14 protein-coding genes are annotated in these 19,935 nt (G+C 65.3%); 12 read left to right on the forward strand and 2 right to left on the reverse strand.

All coding sequences use genetic code 11. The annotated features are described in order from the left end of the window. The first annotated feature begins 39 nt into the window (after nt 1–39). Both M2351_RS15765 and M2351_RS15770 read left to right on the forward strand, forming a co-directional pair. On the forward strand, nt 40–237 hold the full coding sequence (locus M2351_RS15765; RefSeq protein ID WP_264657067.1) for a CopZ family metallochaperone: 198 nt from the start codon (nt 40–42) through the stop codon (nt 235–237). Between the two features lie 96 nt (nt 238–333). After that, nucleotides 334–1,503, forward strand: coding sequence for a BON domain-containing protein (locus M2351_RS15770; RefSeq protein ID WP_264657068.1), 1,170 nt, complete (start codon nt 334–336; stop codon nt 1,501–1,503). A gap of 174 nt (nt 1,504–1,677) precedes the next feature. On the opposite strand, the gene M2351_RS15775 is transcribed toward M2351_RS15770, so the two are convergent. After that, a complete protein-coding gene (locus tag M2351_RS15775) occupies nt 1,678–3,489 on the reverse strand; it encodes a glycoside hydrolase family 15 protein (protein WP_264657069.1) in 1,812 nt (603 codons plus the stop codon). Nucleotides 3,490–3,658: 169 nt separating this feature from the next. Between M2351_RS15775 and M2351_RS15780 the strand changes: the two genes are divergently transcribed. From M2351_RS15780 to gmd, 4 genes are all read left to right on the forward strand, one after another. After that, complete coding sequence (locus M2351_RS15780; RefSeq protein ID WP_264657070.1) at nt 3,659–5,413, forward strand: thiamine pyrophosphate-dependent enzyme; 1,755 nt, start codon at nt 3,659–3,661, stop codon at nt 5,411–5,413. Between the two features lie 733 nt (nt 5,414–6,146). Beyond that, entirely contained in the window at nt 6,147–7,070 is a 924-nt protein-coding gene (locus M2351_RS15785) for a response regulator transcription factor (protein ID WP_264657071.1), read from the forward strand. A gap of 143 nt (nt 7,071–7,213) precedes the next feature. Then, the gene (gene fcl / locus M2351_RS15790; RefSeq protein WP_319801896.1) at nt 7,214–8,182 is read left to right on the forward strand and encodes a GDP-L-fucose synthase; all 969 of its coding nucleotides are present in this window, start codon (nt 7,214–7,216) and stop codon (nt 8,180–8,182) included. 98 nt (nt 8,183–8,280) lie between these two features. Next, nucleotides 8,281–9,351 carry a GDP-mannose 4,6-dehydratase gene (gene gmd, locus M2351_RS15795; protein WP_264657073.1) on the forward strand — a complete coding sequence of 357 codons (1,071 nt, stop codon included), beginning with the start codon at nt 8,281–8,283 and terminating at the stop codon, nt 9,349–9,351. Nucleotides 9,352–9,433: 82 nt separating this feature from the next. On the opposite strand, the gene M2351_RS15800 is transcribed toward gmd, so the two are convergent. Continuing rightward, the gene (locus M2351_RS15800; RefSeq protein WP_264657074.1) at nt 9,434–10,777 is read right to left on the reverse strand and encodes a UDP-glucose dehydrogenase family protein; all 1,344 of its coding nucleotides are present in this window, start codon (nt 10,775–10,777) and stop codon (nt 9,434–9,436) included. 707 nt (nt 10,778–11,484) lie between these two features. On the opposite strand from M2351_RS15800, the gene M2351_RS15805 reads away from it, so the two are divergent. The 6 genes from M2351_RS15805 (at nt 11,485) to M2351_RS15830 (ending at nt 19,883) form a co-directional block, all read left to right on the forward strand. Further along, complete coding sequence (locus M2351_RS15805) at nt 11,485–12,705, forward strand: glycosyltransferase family 4 protein (RefSeq protein ID WP_264657075.1); 1,221 nt, start codon at nt 11,485–11,487, stop codon at nt 12,703–12,705. Between the two features lie 134 nt (nt 12,706–12,839). Then, nucleotides 12,840–14,417, forward strand: coding sequence for a lipopolysaccharide biosynthesis protein (locus M2351_RS15810; protein ID WP_264657076.1), 1,578 nt, complete (start codon nt 12,840–12,842; stop codon nt 14,415–14,417). A gap of 422 nt (nt 14,418–14,839) precedes the next feature. After that, a complete protein-coding gene (locus M2351_RS15815; RefSeq protein WP_264657077.1) occupies nt 14,840–15,544 on the forward strand; it encodes a response regulator transcription factor in 705 nt (234 codons plus the stop codon). 41 nt (nt 15,545–15,585) lie between these two features. After that, nucleotides 15,586–17,010 (forward strand): mannose-1-phosphate guanylyltransferase/mannose-6-phosphate isomerase, encoded by a 1,425-nt coding sequence (locus M2351_RS15820; protein ID WP_264657078.1) that lies wholly within the window; start codon nt 15,586–15,588, stop codon nt 17,008–17,010. Between the two features lie 389 nt (nt 17,011–17,399). Beyond that, nucleotides 17,400–18,188, forward strand: a complete 789-nt coding sequence (locus tag M2351_RS15825) for a WecB/TagA/CpsF family glycosyltransferase (protein ID WP_264657079.1) — start codon at nt 17,400–17,402, stop codon at nt 18,186–18,188. A gap of 234 nt (nt 18,189–18,422) precedes the next feature. After that, nucleotides 18,423–19,883, forward strand: a complete 1,461-nt coding sequence (locus tag M2351_RS15830; RefSeq protein WP_264657080.1) for a sugar transferase — start codon at nt 18,423–18,425, stop codon at nt 19,881–19,883. Nucleotides 19,884–19,935 lie beyond the last annotated feature (52 nt).

Below are 19,935 nucleotides of genomic sequence, written 5' to 3' on the forward strand. Positions count from 1 at the left end.
CGGGGATCGGTTGCGTCAGTCAGCAGAAGGGAGAGCGACATGTACACCCTGAAGGTGAAGGGCATGACCTGTGGGCACTGCGCCCAGAGTGTGACCCGTGCGCTGGAGGCGATACCGGAGGTGGAGCGGGCGCTGGTCGACCTGGACCGCGGAGAGGTCACCGTGGAGGGTAAGGCGGATCCGATGATGCTGGCCCGCGCCATCACCGAGGCCGGCTATGAGGTGGCGGAGGGATGAGACGGCGCGACCCTTCGGCGTGGCCCCTGTTGTCAGGGCACGCCCGGCAAACGGGCTCCGCAGAACGGACCATAACGGATTCGGGAGAAGCATCCCATGGCAGACTATGACAGCCGTTGGAGGAACGACCAGGGCTACCGTCGTGATGACGACCGCTGGAGCGACCGCGGGCGCAGCGACGATCAGCGCATGGGCCGCGAGGATTACGGCCGGTACGGGCGCGACAGCATGAGCGGTGCCGGCGGGCGGCAGCCCGGCTACGGCTATGAAGGTCGAGGGCGCGAAGGCTACGACTACGGCCGCGATTATTGGCGGCAGGAGGAAGGCCGCGGCGGATTCGGTCAAACCTCGGGTGGCCGCGATTACGGAAGCCGTGATTATGGCGGCCAAGGCTACGGCGGCCAAGGCTACGGCGGCCAGGATTACAGCAACCAGGGTTATGGCGGCCAAGGCTATGGTGGGCGCAGCTTCGGCAGCCGGGATTATGGCAGCCGGGATCGTGGCTCCATCGGCCAGGACTACGGCTCCCGCGGCTATGGATCCCGCGACTATGGGTCCGATTACGAGTCCCGTGGTGACTATGGCCAGGATTTCGGCGGATCCTATGGCTCGCGCGGCGGCATGGGCAGCATGGGGAGCGGCATGGGCGGCTTCGGCCGGTCGGATTACCGCGGCTCCGGCTATCGCAGCTCGGATTACAGGGGCTCGGACTACCGCGGGTCGTCCGACTATGGGCGCAGCCGGGATTACCGGGGCGACCAGGATCGCGGCTTCTTCGAACGCGCCGGTGACGAGATGGCCTCCTGGTTCGGCGACGACGACGCGGAGCGCCGCCGCCGGATGGACGCCCAGCGCGGCGACAGTGGCGCTGAGCATCACCGCGGCCGTGGTCCACGCGGCTACGCCCGCTCCGACGAGCGGGTCCGGGAGGACGTCAGCGACCGCCTGACCGACGATCCCTACATCGACGCGTCGGAAATCGACGTGACCGTCAGCAACTGCGAGGTCACGCTGTCCGGCACCGTCGACGACCGCCGGACCAAGCGCCGGGCCGAGGACATCGTGGATGCCATTTCCGGCGTCCGGCACGTGCAGAACAACCTGCGCGTCCGCCAGCAGACCTACGGCGGCAGCGGCACGACGGCCGGCGCCTCCGCCATGGCGGGTCTCGGCACCACCGGCACCGGGTTGGGCAGCATGAGCGGCACGGCCGGGACCACCGGGACAACGACCGCCAGCACCACACGGATGGGCACGGCGCGTTGATATAACCCCCTCTCCCAGCCCTGCTGGGAGAGGGAGGGGCCCGCCGCAAAGCGGTGGGAGGGTGAGGGAAAGGTTTCTCGGGGTGACCTAGCCCTCACCCTCCCACGCCGGAGGCGTGGGTCCCTCCCTCTCCCGCCGGGGGCGGGAGAGGGGACAGGTTTGCGGTTTGAGCCCTTACTTCCCCCCATTCCCATTCGTCTGGGTGCGCTGCTTGGCAGGTTTGGCGCCGCGGGTCAGGTTGTGGGCGGTGGTGACGAGGGCGATGTGGGAAAATGCTTGGGGGAAGTTGCCGACCAGACGCTTCGTGGTGCTGTCGTACTCCTCCGACAGGAGGCCCAGGTCGTTGCGCAGCGCGAGCACGCGCTCGAACAGGGCCACCGCCTCGTCCTGCCGTCCCTGGAGGACGTAAGCGTCGGCCAGCCACAGGGTGCAGGGCAGGAACACCCCCTCCCCGTCCGGCAGGCCGTCGTCGGCCTCCTCCGTGCGGTAGCGGAGCAGGAAGCCGTCCTGCAGCAGGTGCTTCTCCACGGCGGCGATGGTGCCCTCCACGCGCGGGTCGGTGATCGGCAGGAAACCGACGAGCGGGATGGCGAGCAGCGCTGCGTCCACGTGCTTCGCCCCGTAATACTGGACGAAGCTGTTCATGTCCGGCGAGAAACCGTGCTCGCAGACGTTCTGGTGGATGGCGTCGCGCAACGCCTGCCAGCGGTCGAGCGGTCCCTTCAGCCCGAACTTATGGGCGCTCTTCAGCATGCGGTCCACCGCGACCCAGGCCATCACCTTGGAGTGGGTGTAGTGGCGCGACTGGCCGCGCACCTCCCAGATGCCCTCGTCCGGCTGGTTCCAGACCGTTGCCAGATGGTCGATCAGCGCGCATTGCAGGCGCCAGCCCTGGTCGGTCACGCCAAGACCGCCCTGGCGCGCTTGGTGCACGGCGTCCATCAGCTCCCCGTACATGTCCAGCTGGAGCTGGCCGGCGGCGGCGTTGCCGATGCGGACGGGGGACGCGCCTTCGTAGCCGGGCAGCCAGGACACCTCCCATTCGTGGAGCCGCCGTTCCCCGCCAATGCCGTACATGATCTGGATCTGGTTCGGGCTGCCGGCCACGGCGCGCATCAGCCATTCCCGCCAGTCCCGCGCCTCTTCGTAGAAGCCGGCGTTCATCAGGGCCAGCAGGGTCAGCGTGGCGTCGCGCAGCCAGCAATAGCGGTAATCCCAGTTCCGCACGCCGCCCAGCTTTTCCGGCAGGGAGGTGGTCGGGGCGGCGACGATGCCGCCGGTCGGCCGGTAGGTCAGCGCCTTCAGCGTCACCAGCGAGCGCATCACCGCGTCGCGCCAGGGCCCCTCGAAGGTGCAGTGCGCGCACCACTCGTCCCAGAACTGAAGCGTGTCGCACAGGGCTGCCTCGGGATCGACGCATTCCGGCGACGGCAGGTGCGAGGGGGAGTAGGTCAGCACGAAGGGGACGCTCTCGCCCTCCCCCACCGTAAAGTCGGACACGGTGCAGAGCCCCTCGCCGCGGAAGAGCACAGGCGTGCGCAGCGTCACCATGTCGGGACCGGCGATGGCGCGCAACGTCTGCGGGCCGATGCGCGACACCCAGGGAACCGTGCAGCCGTAGTCGAAGCGGATGGTCATCTCCATCCGCATCGGCACCCGGCCGCGGCGGCCGCGCACGATGCGGACGATGTCCGACGCCTGCCCGCGCGGCGGCATGAAGTCCACCACCGTGACGGCGCCGTCGGCCGTCTCGTAGTCCGTCTCCAGGATCAGGCTGTCGCCGCGGTAGCGCCGGACCGGCCGGGCATTCGCGTCGCAGGGGCGCAGTTGCCAACGCCCGTGGTCGGGCGTGCCCAGCAGGGCGGCGAAACAGGCGTCGGAATCAAAGCGCGGCCAGCACAGCCAATCGATGGATCCGTCCCTCGACACCAGGGCCGCGGTTTCGCAGTCCCCCAACAGGGCGTAGTCCTCGATCCGGGCCGGCATGGATGTATCCGAACGTGGTTTATCGAACGTGCAACCCCTGCAACGACGGCCGGGGTCCGCGGGTTCCGCGCCGGGATCGCAATGAACGACTTGTCATGGAACCGGCCGCGCCCCGGCTGGTTGGCTCGGAAAAGCCTTTTCCTTCCGACCCGACAAGACGGAGAATCCCATGGCGAGCACGGCGTCCGACATCCTGGTGGACGTGCTGGTGAACTGGGGCGTGGACACGATTTTCGGCATCCCCGGCGACGGCATCAACGGCATCATCGAGGCCCTGCGCAAGCGCAAGGACGAGATCCGCTTCGTCCAGGTCCGCCACGAAGAGGCCGCCGCCTTCATGGCCTGCGGCTACGCCAAGTTTACCGGCAAGCTGGGCGTCTGCATCGCCACGTCGGGGCCGGGGGGCATCCACCTGCTGAACGGGTTGTACGACGCGAAGCTGGACCACCAGCCGGTGCTCGCCATCACCGGGTTGCAGTTCCACGACCTCGTCGGCACCTACACCCAGCAGGATGTGGAGCTGGACAAGCTCTATCAGGACGTCGCGCTGTACAACCAGCGCATCATGGGCGCCGCGCATGTCCGCAACATCGCGACGCTGGCCTGCCGCACGGCGCTGGCCCATCGCGGCGTCGCCCACATCACCATGCCCGTGGACTTGCAGGACCAGACGGTCAGCGAGGACATGCGGGCCCCGCGCAACGTCAAGGGGCACAACACCGACCTGTTCGCGCCTGAGTTGCCCGTCCCGTCGGAGGAGCAGACCCGGCGCGCCGTGGACATCCTGGACGCCGGGCAGCGCATCGTCATCCTGGCCGGCCAGGGCGCGCTGCGCGCCACCGACCAGCTGGAGCGGCTGGCCGACAAGCTGGGCGCGGCGATCGTCAAGGCATTGCTGGGCAAGGCGGCGGTGCCGGACGACAGCCCCTTCACCACCGGCCAAGTCGGGCTGCTCGGCACCGCGCCGTCGCAGGAGGCGCTGGAGACCTGCGACACACTGCTGATCGCCGGGTCGACCTTCCCCTACATTGAATATTACCCGAAGCCGGGGCAGGCCCGTGCCATACAGATCGACATCGACGCCGCCCGCATCGGCCTGCGCTATCCGGTGGAGGCCGGGCTGGTCGGCGACTGCCGGCTGGCGCTGGACATCCTGACCGAGCGGGCGAAGCCGCACCCCGACCGCTCCTTCCTGCAAAAGGCGCAGACCGGCAAGGCGGAGTGGATGAAACTGATGGAGGAGCGGGGGACGCGCACGGAATCGCCGATGAAGCCGCAGGTCGTCGCGTGGGAGCTGGGCAAGCGCCTGTCCGACACCGCGCTGGTCGCCTGCGACAGCGGCACCATCGCGACCTGGTGGGCGCGGCAGATTCCGGTGAAGCGCGGGCAGATGCACACGCTGTCGGGCAACCTCGCCTCCATGGCGCCCGGCCTGCCCTACGCCATCGCCGCGCAGATCGCCCACCCGGACCGGCAGGTGGTGGCCTTCGTCGGCGACGGTGGATTCTCCATGCTGATGGCCGATTTCGCCACGGCGGTGAAGTACGGGCTGCCGATCAAGGTGATCATCAGCAACAACCGCTCGCTCGGCCAGATCAAGTGGGAGCAGATGGTCTTCCTCGGCAACCCCGAGTATGTCTGCGACCTCCACTTCATCAACTTCGCCAAGGTTGCGGAGGCCTGCGGCGGCAAGGGCTTTACCATCACCGACCCGAAGGACTGCGGCGCTGTGCTGGACGCCGCACTCGCCCACCCCGGCCCGGTGGTGGTGGACTGCATCGTCGATCCCAACGAACCGCCGATGCCGCCCAAGGTCCAGGCCAAGCAGGCGATGCACTTGGCGGAGGCGCTGGCCCGCGGCACGCCGGACGCGCTGAAGATCGCCGCCACCGTCTTCAAGGACCGCGCCCGCGAGATCATCTGATACCGAAGGCGTTTGATGGCTTCCATCAAACGCCTTCGGTTCAAACCCGACAGCACATGGCGCAGCCATGTGCGAAAGGGTCATACGGCCGGCCATGGAACTGTTCATGCGCCGGCCGTATGAGGCGTTCGATTTCCTCATGTCGCCTTGCCGGGCGGGTGACGGGCGACGATGCACACCGCTTTTGACCGGCTTGATTGGCGGCGTTCTTTCCAGGGAACGCCGCCCCGTTTCGTGCGTTGGATCTTGCGGCACCACCGGCCCGGTTCGTCATCCCCCGGGCCGAAGCCCCGCTTTACTGGCGGGGTACGCCTGTTGCGCCGCAGCAAAGCCACCCGACTTGCGGTGGTGCCCCATCTCCCGCGCATTGGACATTGGGATACATCCTTCATTCTTGGGTGGATGGTCGGTCGCTCACGACGTCATCACATAGACGTATCATCGGTACGAAGACCAGAGGCAGGCGACGGATGCCGTGTTGTCGGAGTAGGTATTCGTGAACCGGCCCCGGACGGCCATTTGCGTCCTTGTGCGCATTTACGCCCATTTTCATTCTGATAAAGTCCAATTCTGTTCGCTGCTGGATCAACGTCTTCAGCGCTGAACGGGGCGCCAACGCGTCGGCCGGTTTGGCCAATTCCATCGTAAGCCGCGTACGGTATCGCGATCCATGGGGGGCGCCGTGTCGTCCACAGCCGCTTCGGCCATTCGCCGGAGCGGGAGTGGGTGGAGCATGGCGCAAGGAATGCGCCGCCTTGCGGCCGCCGAGGTTGTGCCGGGGAATTCCAATCACGGCAACGGCCAAAACACAGCAAAGGCAAAACTGCCGGGCACGTTCTGGAATCGGGGGCTGGACATGACAAAAGAATCGGCAATCAGAATGTTTCCGAAGGGGGGCGTGTCGGCCTCCTCCATGGCGCGCGGGGAAGACAGCGCCGTCGGCACACGCCGGTCGTCGCTTTTGCTCATCGACGGCAAGCCGATGACGCTGGAGAGCAGCGCCGCCTGGCTGGCCAACCATCTGCCGGGCCTGTCCGTCGTCCCGCTTCCGTCGGTCGACATGGCCTTGCAATCGCAAAAGCGGATGCACGATGTCGACGGGGACCATGTGTCCGTCATCCTGCTGAATATCGGAGCGGCCTACACGTCGGACCCGCGCGTCGCCGACGATCTCAGCCGGCTTGACGATGAATTCCCCAACGTCCCAGTCATCGTCATCTCGGACCGCGAGGAGGTCGAAGCCGTCGCCGAAGCGCTGGAGTGCGGCGTCCGTGGCTATATCCCGACGAGCATCTCGCTGCCCGTCGTCGTCGGCGCGATCTATCTGGTGCAGGCGGGCGGGATCTACGCCCCGCCCTACGCCCTCATGGAGACAAGCCGGCGGAGCACGTTGCGCCTGACGGACCACGCCATGCCCGGCAACAGCGCGATGCCCGGCTTCACGCGCCGCCAGATGCAAGTGCTGGCGTTCCTTCGCCAAGGCACCCCGAACAAGATCATCGCGCACGAGCTTGCGATGTGCGAGAGCACGGTCAAGGTCCATGTGCGGCACATCATGAAGAAGCTGCGGGCGACCAACCGCACGCAGGTCGCCTTCCTGACCGCCAGCCTGTTCGGCGAAAGCGGCGCCGGATACGTGTCGGAGCATGAGCACTGAACGGGGCATCACCGTTGCCCTGACCGAGGTTCCCGCAACGAAAGATGGCCGAGCCTGCGTCCGCGTCTCCGACGTGCGGGCGCAGCTCCCGCGCGGCTGCGTTCCGTGCGCATCGATCAAAGGCTTCGCGCAAAGGCTTCGCGATGACATCCATGTTTGACCTTCACGGGCGTCGCGTCTGGGTCGCGGGGCATCGCGGCATGGTGGGCTCCGCCGTCGTCCGGCGGCTCGCCCGCGAGCGTTGCAGCGTCCTGACCGTGGAGCGCTCGACCGTCGACCTGTGTCGGCAATCCGACGTCGAGGCCTGGGTCGCCGAGGCGCGTCCGGACGCGATCGTCCTCGCCGCAGCCAAGGTCGGGGGCATTCATGCAAACGACACCCGGCCCGCCGAGTTCATCCACGACAACCTCGCGATCGAGACGAACATCATCCACGCGGCGTGGCGGTCGGGGGTCGGGAAACTGCTGTTCCTCGGTTCTTCCTGCATCTACCCGAAATTCGCGCCGCAGCCGATGACGGAGGATGCCCTCCTGACCGGACCCCTGGAGCCGACCAACCAGTGGTACGCCGTCGCCAAGATCGCCGGCATCAAGCTCTGCCAAGCTTATCGGCGCCAATACGGGTGCGACTTCATCTCCGCGATGCCCACCAACCTGTACGGGCCGGGCGACAACTTCAGCCAAACGTCGAGCCACGTTCTGCCCGCCTTGATCCGCAAGATCCACGAGGCTGTCGCGCACGGGCAGGAGACGGTGGAGATCTGGGGCACCGGGCGTCCGCGGCGGGAGTTCCTGCACGTGGACGATCTGGCCGACGCCCTGGTTTTCATGCTGCGCCACTATTCCGGCGAGGAGCACCTGAACGTCGGCACTGGCACGGACGTGAGCATCGCGGAGCTGGCCCAGACCGTTGCCGATGTCGTCGGCTATCGCGGCCGCTTCTCGTTCGACGCATCAATGCCGGACGGAACCCCGCGCAAGCTGATGGATGTCGGCCGCCTAGCAGGTTTGGGTTGGCGCGCGCGCATGGATTTGCGCACCGGCATCGCCGAAACCTACGACTGGTACCGGGCCGCCCTCAGGCAAGGGTTGGTCCGCGCGGCGGCCGAGTGATCAGGCTGACCGCCGCGACGGTCCAAACGTCCCGACGCTTTCGTGCCGAACATCCATTGGGGGAGCACACGGCTCCACAGCAACATGAGGATTCGAACGTGAGCAAGACTGCGCTGATCACCGGTGTTACCGGGCAGGACGGTGCCTATCTGGCCGAGATCCTGCTGGACAAGGGCTATATCGTTCATGGCGTCAAGCGCCGCTCCTCATCCTTCAATTCCGCCCGTGTCGAACACCTGTACCAGGACCCGCACGAGAGCGGCGTTCGCTTTTTCATGCATTACGGGGACCTGACCGACGCGACCAACCTCATCCGCCTGGTCCAGGAGGTGCAGCCGGACGAGATCTACAACCTTGCCGCACAAAGCCACGTGCAGGTGAGCTTCGAGACGCCGGAATACACGGCCAACGCCGACGGGATCGGCACGTTGCGCCTGTTGGAGGCCATCCGCATCCTCGGCATGGAGGAACGGACGCGCTTTTATCAAGCCTCCACGTCCGAACTCTACGGCAAAGTGCAGGAGACGCCACAGCGCGAGACGACGCCCTTCTATCCGCGCAGCCCTTATGCGGCGGCGAAGCTCTACGCCTATTGGATCACGGTGAACTACCGCGAGGCGTATGGCATGCACGCCTCCAACGGCATCCTGTTCAACCATGAGAGCCCGATCCGCGGCGAGACCTTCGTGACGCGCAAGATCACCCGGGCCGTCGCCGCCATCCAGCACGGCCTGCAGGATGTGCTCTACCTCGGCAACCTGGACGCCAAGCGCGACTGGGGCCACGCCCGCGATTATGTCGAGGGGATGTGGCGCATGCTCCAGCAGCCGGACGGCGGCGACTACGTCCTGGCCACCGGCGAGGCCCATTCGGTGCGCGAGTTCGTGGAACTGGCCTTCGCCCGCGTCGGGAAGGCCATCGAATGGCGCGGCAAGGGCGTGAACGAGAAGGGATACGACGCGAACACCGGCGCGCCGCTCGTCCGCATCGACGAACGCTATTTCCGGCCAACGGAAGTCGATCTTCTGCTGGGCGATCCGTCCAAGGCTCACCGGGAGCTTGGCTGGCGGCACAGCACAAGCTTCACGGATCTGGTTAACGAGATGGTGGACGCCGACCTCCACCAGTTTGCGGTCAGCCTGGAATACGCCAAGCACCGGTTCGACTGACGGACGCTGCAACGGCATGCGGGCTGCGGACCGGTTGGTCCGCAGCCCGCATTTTTTTGTCCTGCGCCGTCCGCAGTCCCGATTACGACCGTGATCCGACAGGCTGCGATCCGACCGGCTGCGATGGGCGGCCGATGGAGTTGTAGCTGAAGCCGGCCTTCGCCATGTCGCCGGGATTGTAGATGTTGCGCAGGTCGATCATGACCGGCCGCTTCAGCAGCTTCTTGACCCGCTTCAGATCCAGCGCGCGGAACTCGTTCCATTCCGTCAGGATCGCCACGCAGGAGGCGCCGTCGAGCGCGGCGTAGGCGTCCTTGGTCCACTCCACGCCGGGCAGCAGCTTGGCCGCCTCCTCCATGCCCGCCGGGTCGAAGGCGCGCACGTGGGCGCCGGCCGCCTGCAGCGCCGCGATGATGTCGATGGCCGGGCTGTCGCGCATGTCGTCGGTGTTGGGCTTGAAGGTGACGCCCAGCACGCCGATGGTCTTGCCGTCCACCAGCCCGCCGCAGGCGGCGATGATGCGCTCGGCCATCTGCTTCTTGCGCTTGGCGTTGATGTCCACCACCGTCTCGATGATGCGCAGCGGGCTGCCCATCTGCTGCGCCGTGCGGACCAGCGCCAGCGTGTCCTTGGGGAAGCAGGAGCCGCCGTAGCCCGGGCCCGGGTGCAGGAACTTCTTGCCGATGCGCCCGTCCAGCCCGATGCCGCGGGCGACGTCGTGCACGTCCGCCCCGACCTTCTCGCACAGGTCGGCGATCTCGTTGATGAAGGTGATCTTGGCCGCCAGGAAGGTGTTGGCCGCGTACTTCGTCAGTTCCGCCGTCTCCAGCGAGGTCACCACGATCGGCGTCTCGATCAGGTACAGCGGCCGGTAGAGCCGGCGCATCACCTCGCCCGCGCGTTCGGAGGTGGCGCCGATGACGACGCGGTCGGGGCGCATGAAGTCGCCGATGGCCGAGCCCTCGCGCAGGAACTCCGGGTTGGAGGCGACGTCGAAGTCGGCGTTGGGACGGACGCGGCGGATGATCGCCTCGACCTCGCGGCCGGTGCCGACCGGGACGGTCGACTTGGTGACGACCACGGTGTAGTGGTCGAGGGCGGCGGCGATCTCCTCTGCGGCACCGAAGACGTAGGACAGATCGGCGTGGCCGTCGCCGCGGCGGGTTGGCGTGCCCACGGCGATGAACACGGCGTCGACGCCCTGCATCGCCTCCTTGAGGTCCATGGTGAAGGACAGGCGCCCCGCGGCGACGTTGCGCGCCACCAAGTCGTCCAGCCCCGGTTCGTAGATCGGAATCTCGCCGCGCTTCAGGCGCTCGATCTTGGCGGCGTCCTTGTCAACGCAGCAGACGTGAACGCCGAACTCCGAGAAGCAGGCCCCGGACACCAGCCCGACATAGCCCGTACCGATCATCGCAACGCGCATGGAGTCCCCTTTCCTTATTCTACACGCGTGTCGCACCAACCCTTCGCCCGCTTGGGACCGGCAGCATCCGGTCACCGACTGGTGTCCGGGGCCGGGGCTGGTGGGAGCGTGCCGCACACCCGTGCGTTCGTGGTTTCCGCGCAGCGGTCTTTGCGCAAGCAGCGTGCTGACCGGGCTGTGCCGCTGGGGCCGCGCCGCCACACGTCCAGGCGGCCGGCCGATGAAGGATGGCCAATGACATGTGAGCTGAAGTTTTGCACGGCGCCAACCGAACGGAGAAGTCGTCCAGAGGTCCTAATTACATTCCGACAATGATTTACTGCATGGAATTACTTCAGCGACCATGTACGGCATAGGGATGCTACGCATTTTTTGTGAATTGCCGGGCCGATGTCCCGGTTCCATCGCAACGACCGGGGCGCGCATCCTCCCTTCGGAGGAGGCCGGTCATCCGTGTTCATGATGCGCAATGCGTATTCGAACAAAGTGAGGAATGGCGCCGCGTCGGTTGCTGGCTGAAACTTGCAAACACTGAGGTTCGGCCGCGGCTTGTAGTTACGGGCCAGGATGCACGAAACGCCGAAGTGGGCGTTCATCCGCGTCGTTTCGTGTTCCGGAGCATCCAAAAGCAGCCATGGGCCACGTCGTTCGGGTGCCACTTTGTTCGAGTGAACGTGCGGCGGCGATCCCTTCCATAAGGAATCACCATGAAAGTCCTGATCTTTGCCCATCGCCTGGAAATCGGGGGCACGCAGTTCAACGCCATCGAACTCGGGGCGACCTTGCGGGACCAGCACGGCTTCGACGTCCTTCTGTGGGCCACGCCGGGACCGATGCTGTCGCTGGTCGAGCGGAAGGGCCTGCGCTATGTGGCGGCCCCGGACGCCCGGCTGCATCCCTCGCCGATGCGGATGCAGGCGCTTCGCGCCTTGGTGCGGCAGGAAAAGCCGGACCTGATTCATGCCTGGGATTGGTGGCAGGGGCTGGAGGCCTATTACGCGACCCACCTGCCCATGCGGGTGCCGTTGCTCGTCACCGACATGATGTTCGATTTCACCCGGGTGCTTCCCAAGGCGGTGCCGACCACCTTCGGGACACCGCAACTGGTCGAGCGGGCTGCGAAGGCGGGTTGGAAGCGCCCCGAACTTCTGCTGCCGCCGGTGGACGTGGTCCAGAATGCGCCCGACGCGGTGGACGCCCGCCCGTTCAGGGAACAGTTCGGGGTGCGCGACGACGAGATCACGCTGGTCACCGTGTCGCGCCTGGCCGAGTTCATGAAGGCCGACGGGATCATACGCACGGTCGAGGCCGTCCGCCGGCTTGGCCGGGATTTGCCCTTGAAAGCGCTGATCGTCGGCGACGGCGCGGCGCGTCCCCGGCTCCAGGCCATGGCGGACGAGGTCAACGCGGAGCTGGGGCGTGCCGCCGTCGTGTTGACCGGACCGCTGAACGATCCGAGGCCGGCCTACGCGGCCGCGGACATCGTCATCGGCATGAGCGGATCGGTCATGAGGGCCATGGCCTTCGGCAAGCCGGTGATCATCCAGGGGTGGCGCGGGTTCGCCGCGTTCTTTTCGCCGGACACCGCCTCCACCTTCCATTACACCGGAATGTATGGAACCGGCGATGGCGATCCGTCAAACCAGCGTCTCTCGGACGCGATCCGCCAGCTTGCGGGTGATGCGTCGCTGCGCGCCGAACTGGGGCTATTCGGTCGGGACTTCATCCTGCAGAACCACGCCCTCGACGTCGTGGCTCCGCGCCTGGCCCAATTCTGCCGGTCCGCGTGCGACGAGGCTCCGCGCCTGCCCGTGATCGCCAAGGATGCCTTGCGCACCGCGATGATTTACTGCCGGGAACGGCGATTTCTCACCCCGTCGCGCGACCTCCTCCCCACCGATCGCAAACCGCTCTGGAAACTTTCTTGAGCCCTGGGTGAGGGCCCTGGGCGTCGGTCCAGGCCGATCGGTGGCCGGTTGCCATTGCCATGGAGGGTCCGTTGAACTGGAGGTGGAACGACGCGGGGATCAGGCGTCGAGCGCTGTTCCTTCGATCCCCACGGATGCCATGGCGCCGCCCGCCCCAGGGACGCACCGCGTTCGGGGAGCAGGCCGACGGCGAAGGGGCGGTCACCGGCGTTTCCGCCTCGGCCATGCCGCATCACGCCGTGGCGGACGTCTCCACCAGCGAGATCAGGACGCGGTCCGTCCATGGAAGCGGCTTCGTGCTCGCGCTCCAGATGGTGCGGCTTTTCGTCCGGCTCGGTTCGATGGTGATCATCGCGCGCCTCCTGTCACCGGCCGATTTCGGCCTGGTGGCTATGGTCCTTCCGGTGGTCGCGTTCGCCAGTGCCTTTCAGGAGCTTGGGCTGGGGGCGGCGACCGTGCAGAAGGCGTCCGTGACCTTCCAACAAATCAGCACCCTGTTCTGGATCAACGCCGCGGCCAGCGGCGTGCTTGCCGCGCTCCTGGCCGTCGGCGCGCCTTACGTCGCGGCCTTTTACGGCAACGGGCAACTGACCGACATCACCATCGCCTTCGCCGGAATTTTGCTCGTCAGCGGCCTGGCCGCCCAGCATCTTGCACTGTTCCGGCGGCAGATGCGGTTCGTCGCCCTGTCCTTCATCGATTCCGCTGCGATGGTGACGGGCGTGGCCCTTGGGCTTCTGGCTGCTTGGTTCGGTGCCGGCTTTTGGGCGCTGGTCGTCATGAACGGGATGGAAGCGGCCCTTCGATTCATCCTGCTGTGGATCGTCAGCGGGTGGACGCCCGGCCGCCCCGGAAACTGGCGCGGCGTGGCGCCCATGGTCGCCTTCGGCGGCAACATGGTTGCCTCCACGGTCATCTTCTACGTTGTCCGGCACCTGGACAACATTCTGATCGGCAAATACTGGGGCGACATTGCCCTGGGGCTGTACAGCCGGGCCTACAATCTGGTGCTGCTGCCCATCGCCAACATCACCGATCCAGTCAGCGGCATCGTCATCGCCGCGCTGAGCCGCCTGCAAAACGATCCGGACCAGTACCGCGCCTATTTTCTGCGCGCCGTCTGTCTGACAGCGAGCCTTGGCATGCCCGTCGCCGTGTTCTGCATCGTCGAGGCCGAACTCGTCATCGGCATCGTGTTCGGGAAGCAGTGGCACGACGCCGTACCGATCTACACCGCGCTCGGCCCTGTCGCGATCGCCGCCACGTTCAATTCCTCCACCTACTGGGTATACGCCAGCCTGGGGAGGGCGGAACGGCAGCTCCGCTGGGCGGTGATCGCCAGTTCGACCTTCGCCCTGTCTTTCGTTCTCGGCCTTCCCTATGGGCCGATCGGCGTCGGCATCGCCTACAGCGGCGCCTTCTGCCTGCTCCAGCTGCCGAGCCTCGCCTACTGCTTCCGCGGGACGCCGATCCGGCTGAGGGACTTCCTGCTCATGGTCAGCGTTCCGGGCTTGGCGTCACTGGCGGCATCGGGTGCAACGCTGGTGGCACACCGGATGACGACCGTCGAGAGTCCGATCGCCGCGCTGGGAATAGCCGGCACGGTCTTCTCCGCCACCTACGGCGCGGCGTATCTCGCCCACCCCATCGGGCGGCAAAACCTGCAGCATATCCGAGGCATTCTGGAGGAGTTGAAAAGCCGCGTTCGCTGACGGGCCGGTGCGGACGTGCTTCGGACGCAGTTCAAAGCGGATCGCAATCCGCTTTAAGCGGTACGCAGAAACTACCACCCGGTATCGACCATCCTGCAAATTGGCAATTTGCCAATAGCTATATATTGCGATAGCGTTTTCAAATATAATTACGAAAGCCGTGCCATCCGGCGTTTAAAAAATAGCCATTACCGAGGACTTGCATCGACTGAAATTTTGGTCATCAGCACGATTTATGAAATGGTGGAAGCGCCCAGCGATTATCGGCGTCCGATGTTAGCCCAAATCCCGCAGAGGTTCAGTCTCAAGAACCATTGCTACACCGGCCAGGTCTCCGGCGAACGTCAAGCAACCGCAATCACCGGCCTTTGATGTGACCCCAGCTTGACAACGGATATGCACGCCAAAGGAGGAATGCAGAAATGATGGAGAGTCAGGCGCCGCAATCGAAACTTACAATCATGTTCGTTGACGAAAATAGTCTGACGCGTGATTGCTTTTCCTTGAGCATGAGTGTGCTGGACCGGGGCATTACGGTGCATGCCGTGCCGGCAATGGCGGACGCTCGCCAACTGGCCGGGCAGATTCCCCATGTCGACGCCATTCTCTGCAACTTCGGATCGAATAGGGATATCAAGCCGGCCATCCCGCAGGCCGTCCAGGAAACCGCGGCGGCCTTTCAGGGTGTTCCGCTCATCGTCGTGTCCGATTCCGATGACATCGCGACGATCCTCGAATGCCTCCGCATGGGGGTACGCGGCTACATCGTGTCGAGCCTTGGCCTTGGCGTGGCGCTTGAGGCCATCCGCCTCGTGGTGGCCGGCGGAACCTTCATCCCGGCCAGTTCCCTGAGCAAATTAGCGCCGATGCAGACCGGGAACGCCCCGGTCGGTCCTGCGGACGTGGACGGAATTGGTGGGCTCACCCCGCGCGAGATGGCCGTCCTCAACTGCCTGCGCGAGGGAAAGTCGAACAAGATCATCGCCTACAAGTTGGGCATGTGCGAGAACACCGCCAAAGCGCATGTGCGCAATGTCCTGAAGAAGCTGGGCGCGACCAACCGGACCGAGGCCGTCTACCTGGCCCATACCCGGCTTTCCAGTCCCTCGAACGCCGCCAACGGATGATTGGCCCGCGCTGAACCCCGCGCTCAACAAGGAGTTGGCCCATGGACAAGCGCATCGTCCCCGTACTGCTGTCGGGCGGAGCCGGCGTTCGCCTCTGGCCGATGTCGCGCGAACTGTACCCGAAGCAGTTCCTCAAGCTCTGCTCGGACAAGTCGCTGCTGCAGGAAACGGCCCTGCGCGTGGCCGACCGCGAACGCTACGCCGCGCCCATCGTCGTCTGCAATCACGAGCACCGGTTCATCATCGCGGAGCAGATGCGCGAGATCGGCGTGCAGCCGGACGCCGTCATCCTGGAACCGCACGCGCGCAACACGGCGGCCGCCTGTGCCGTCGGCGCCCTGCGCGCGCTGGCCGTCAACCCGGATGCGCTGATCCTCGTTCTTCCGGCCGACCACACGATCGGCAATCTTGCCGCCTTCTCGCAGGCGATCGACCGCGCGGCCGAGGCGGCGTCCGCCGGCCATCTGGTGACCTTCGGCATCGCTCCGACCGGGCCGGAGACCGGGTACGGCTACATCCGTCGCGGATCGCCCCTGCGGAACCAGCCGGACGTGCACCACGTCGTTTCCTTCACCGAAAAGCCGGAACGCGCGGTGGCGGAGCGGTACCTCGCGGAAGGCTCCTACAGCTGGAACAGCGGCATGTTCCTGTTGCCGGCCTCCACACTGGTCGACGAGTTGGCCCGATACGCTCCCACCGTCCTCAACGCGGCCCGCGCCTCGCTCGACCGCGGGCGGACGGACCTCGATTTCTATCGCCTGGACGCCGACTCCTTCGCGCAGGCACCGTCCATTTCCATCGATCACGCGGTGATGGAGCAGACCGACAAGGCGGTGGAGGTGCCCTGCGACATCGACTGGGCGGACGTGGGCAGCTGGGCGTCGCTCTGGCAGGTCGGATCGAAGGACCGGGACGGCAACGTCACGCATGGCGACGCGCTCACCTTCGGCGCCCGCGATTGCTACGTTCGCAGCGAGGGACCGCTGACCGCCGTTCTCGGCGTCGACAACGTCATCGTGGTCAACACCGGAGACGCCGTGCTGGTCGCCGCGCGCGACGAGGTGCGGAACATCAAGGCCGTGGTGGAGCATCTGCAACGCGCCGGTCGGACGGAACCGACCACCCATCGCCTCGTGCATCGGCCGTGGGGAAGCTTCCAGTCGATCCACGCCGGCGAACGCTTCCAGGTCAAATGCCTGACCGTCAACCCGGGAGCACGCCTGTCGCTTCAAAAGCACTATCACCGGGCAGAGCACTGGGTCGTGGTGAAAGGAACGGCGTTGGTCACGCGCGATCACGAGGAGCGGCTCGTCTATGAGAACGAGTCCGTCTACCTGCCCATGGGGTCCGTCCACAGGCTGGAGAACCCGGGCAAGGTGCCCTTGCATTTGATCGAGGTCCAATCCGGTTCCTACCTCGGCGAGGATGACATCGTCCGCATGGAGGATACTTACGGCCGGAATTAGAGACCGGGAATTAGAGTCCCGAAATCAGAGTCATTGCCGGCGCAACGGATGCGGCTGCATCCGCTGTGCCTTTTTTTTATCCGCGCCCCAGGATCGACGTCCAAATGACCATACTCTTTTCGAAGGATCGTGACGTTCCACCATGACCCACCATGGCGGTATTGCGTCGAATTACTGAATATATTCGCCCCGGCCGCGGCCCTAACATCGCAAAGCATCGCGGTGTCTTCGCAGGATGCCGCAAACCTCTTTTCTAGAATCCCGGTGTATTCATGAAAAACGACACAATGCCGTTTGTCGCTACCCGGCGGTCTGGGACAAGAACGACAGTGGACGCGGACGGTCACGCACCAACGCCGACGCCCTGGATCAATCTTTTGGGGGTGCGCGTGTCCGCGATCAACATCCCGACGGCGGTGGAGCGGATATTGACGGCCATCGATGCCGGGCAGAAAGGATACATCTGCGTCCGCGACGTCCATGGCATGGTGCGATGCCAAAAGGACACGCCGTTCCGGCACATCCACAATCGCGCCTTCCTCGTCACACCCGACGGCATGCCGCTTGTCTGGGCGCTGCGCCTGTCCGGTCACAAGGACGCGGACCGCGTCTATGGGCCGGACCTGATGCTGGCGCTTTTCGACCATGGCCAACGGCAGGGCATCAAGCATTTCCTCTACGGCGCGTCACCGCGCACCGTCGCCCTTTTGAAGCAGAAGCTTCTGGAAAAATTTCCCCACGCCAGGATCGTGGGCACCTATTCGCCTCCGTTCCGCGACCTTACCGACGACGAAGAGCAGACCATCGGCGCCATGATCAACGAATCCGGGGCCGATGTGCTGTGGGTCGGGCTGAGCACCCCGAAACAGGAGCTGTGGATGGCGCGCATGCGGCAGCACCTCTCGGCGTCCATGCTCATCGGTGTCGGAGCGGCCTTCGACTTTCACGCGGGCGTCAAGCGGCAGGCGCCGCGCTTCATCCAACGCAGCGGCTGCGAATGGATCTTTCGCCTCGCCTGTGAACCGCGCAGGCTGTGGCGCCGCTACGCCGTTGCCATACCCAGCTTCATCCTGCTGACCCTGTCGCAGCTTTGCAGGCTCAAGGAGTTCCGCATCGATCCGGAGGCGGCGGGCGACGTGCCGGTGCCCGCCGGCCGCAGGGAGCCTCTGGATCGATAAGAACCGCACCGATGATGGATGCTTCATCGGTGCGGCGCAGTGGCATGCCGTTCTTGTCCGGATTTCGCAAGCCGGATTTCGCACGTCGGATTTCGCTAGTTCGATCAAGCGCAAACGGCGCTCCTGCACACGTCGACCGCGAGCGTCGCCTCGTCATTCTTCGCAGAAAATCGCTCGTCAGTCTTTTGGCATGCCAAACGGATATCGCGAAAGCAAAAGCGTTGGGAGGTTCGGATGCCGAATGCGGATGAGCAGAGGATCGACCTTAAGGTCGCTGCGGATCATCACTTTGCGCGCGACTACAGCGAATCCCGGAGCGGCCCGCTCGGCCGCGCCGTCACCCCGACCATGGGACATCTGCTCGTCAACACGTCATTGCTTTTGAGCGACGTGGCGTCCCTTGTGGTTTGCCTTTCGATCGTGAAGGCCGTGGTCGGCGATACCGTCGATCTGGACATGCTGACGCGGACCGGCGCACTGATCAGCATGATCTTGCTGGCTCTGTTCTATTGCGCGTCCCTTTACCCGGGATATCGCATGTACGACCACGAGCACCTGAGCCGGCGTCTGAAGATCTTTTTCGACGTCGGCGCCGTATCGTTTCTGATCTTCGCCATTTCGTTGAGAGATTGGCCAACCGCCTTTGCCATCCTCGGCTTCCTGGTTCTTGCGTCGATGGTCCAGCCTCTGGTTCGGTCGGCCGTCCGTGCCTTGCTGCACCAGGCCGGTTGCTGGGGAGAGGGAACGGCGCTGATCGCCGGCCCGGCACTGACGCCTGTCCTGCGCGAGTATTTCCAGAAGAATTGGCACTATGGCGTGAATCCGTTGCCATGGACCTCCGCCCACGGCTGGCCGCACACCGCTGGCGGCTCGTCCCAGCCCCCATGGTATCGGAAGCCGGACGTCGTGCTGGTGGCGCCGGACCAGATCGCCCATTTTTCGGATTTCGGCGCGATCCGCCGGGAGTATCGCGAGGTCATCGTTCTGGCGGATACCCCGCACGTCAAGATATCGGGCCTCCAGCCCAGCCAAGTGCGGGGGCACATCGGCCTGCGTCTCGGCAGTTCGCCGGAGGGCCGGCGCCACCGGCTGCTGCGCCGCGCCACCGACATCATGATCGCCCTGCCCGCCATCCTGCTGTTTGCCCCGGCGTTGCTGCTTGCCGGCCTGGCGATCTGGATGGTCGATCCCGGCCCGGTGATCTACCGGCAAGCGCGCGTCGGATTGGCCGGGCGCATTCTTCACATCGTGAAGCTCAGGACCATGTACCGGGATGCCGATGAACGGCTCCGGCATCTGCTGGAAACCGACGAGGCTGCGCGCCGGGAGTGGTCGACCTATTTCAAGCTGAAGAACGACCCCCGAATCCTGCCCTATGTCGGACGCTTCCTGCGGGCGACGAGCTTCGACGAGCTTCCCCAGCTGATCAACGTTCTGGTGGGCGACATGAGCATTGTCGGTCCCAGGCCCTTCCCCGAATACCACCTGGATGCCATGCCCATCGAGTTTCGCGACAAGCGAAGCACCGTCTCTCCAGGACTTACCGGCTTGTGGCAAATATCGGACAGAAGCAGCGCTAGCGTCGAGACCGCGCAATGCCTGGACTCGTTCTACATCGACAACCGATCCATCGCGTTTGACTGGCTGATCATCATCAAGACCGCGCTTGCCGTCATTCGTTGCAAGGGCTCTTGAGGAGATCCGGTCGCGCCTACGAAACGAACCGGCACAAGCCCCGTGCGCTGCC

This window comes from Azospirillum canadense, assembly GCF_025961225.1.
In the GTDB taxonomy this organism is placed as follows: Bacteria; Pseudomonadota; Alphaproteobacteria; order Azospirillales; family Azospirillaceae; genus Azospirillum; species Azospirillum canadense.

Excerpts from the sequence above, each read along its gene's own strand:
- M2351_RS15765 (WP_264657067.1), top strand. The coding sequence starts at position 40 with ATGTACACCCTGAAGGTGAAGGGCATGACCTGTGGGCACTGCGCCCAG.
- M2351_RS15830 (WP_264657080.1), top strand. The coding sequence starts at position 18,423 with ATGCCGAATGCGGATGAGCAGAGGATCGACCTTAAGGTCGCTGCGGAT.
- M2351_RS15770 (WP_264657068.1), top strand. The coding sequence starts at position 334 with ATGGCAGACTATGACAGCCGTTGGAGGAACGACCAGGGCTACCGTCGT.
- fcl (WP_319801896.1), top strand. The coding sequence starts at position 7,214 with ATGACATCCATGTTTGACCTTCACGGGCGTCGCGTCTGGGTCGCGGGG.
- M2351_RS15775 (WP_264657069.1), bottom strand. The coding sequence starts at position 3,489 with ATGCCGGCCCGGATCGAGGACTACGCCCTGTTGGGGGACTGCGAAACC.
- M2351_RS15810 (WP_264657076.1), top strand. The coding sequence starts at position 12,840 with ATGCCATGGCGCCGCCCGCCCCAGGGACGCACCGCGTTCGGGGAGCAG.
- M2351_RS15800 (WP_264657074.1), bottom strand. The coding sequence starts at position 10,777 with ATGCGCGTTGCGATGATCGGTACGGGCTATGTCGGGCTGGTGTCCGGG.
- M2351_RS15815 (WP_264657077.1), top strand. The coding sequence starts at position 14,840 with ATGATGGAGAGTCAGGCGCCGCAATCGAAACTTACAATCATGTTCGTT.
- M2351_RS15820 (WP_264657078.1), top strand. The coding sequence starts at position 15,586 with ATGGACAAGCGCATCGTCCCCGTACTGCTGTCGGGCGGAGCCGGCGTT.
- M2351_RS15780 (WP_264657070.1), top strand. The coding sequence starts at position 3,659 with ATGGCGAGCACGGCGTCCGACATCCTGGTGGACGTGCTGGTGAACTGG.
- M2351_RS15805 (WP_264657075.1), top strand. The coding sequence starts at position 11,485 with ATGAAAGTCCTGATCTTTGCCCATCGCCTGGAAATCGGGGGCACGCAG.
- M2351_RS15785 (WP_264657071.1), top strand. The coding sequence starts at position 6,147 with ATGGCGCAAGGAATGCGCCGCCTTGCGGCCGCCGAGGTTGTGCCGGGG.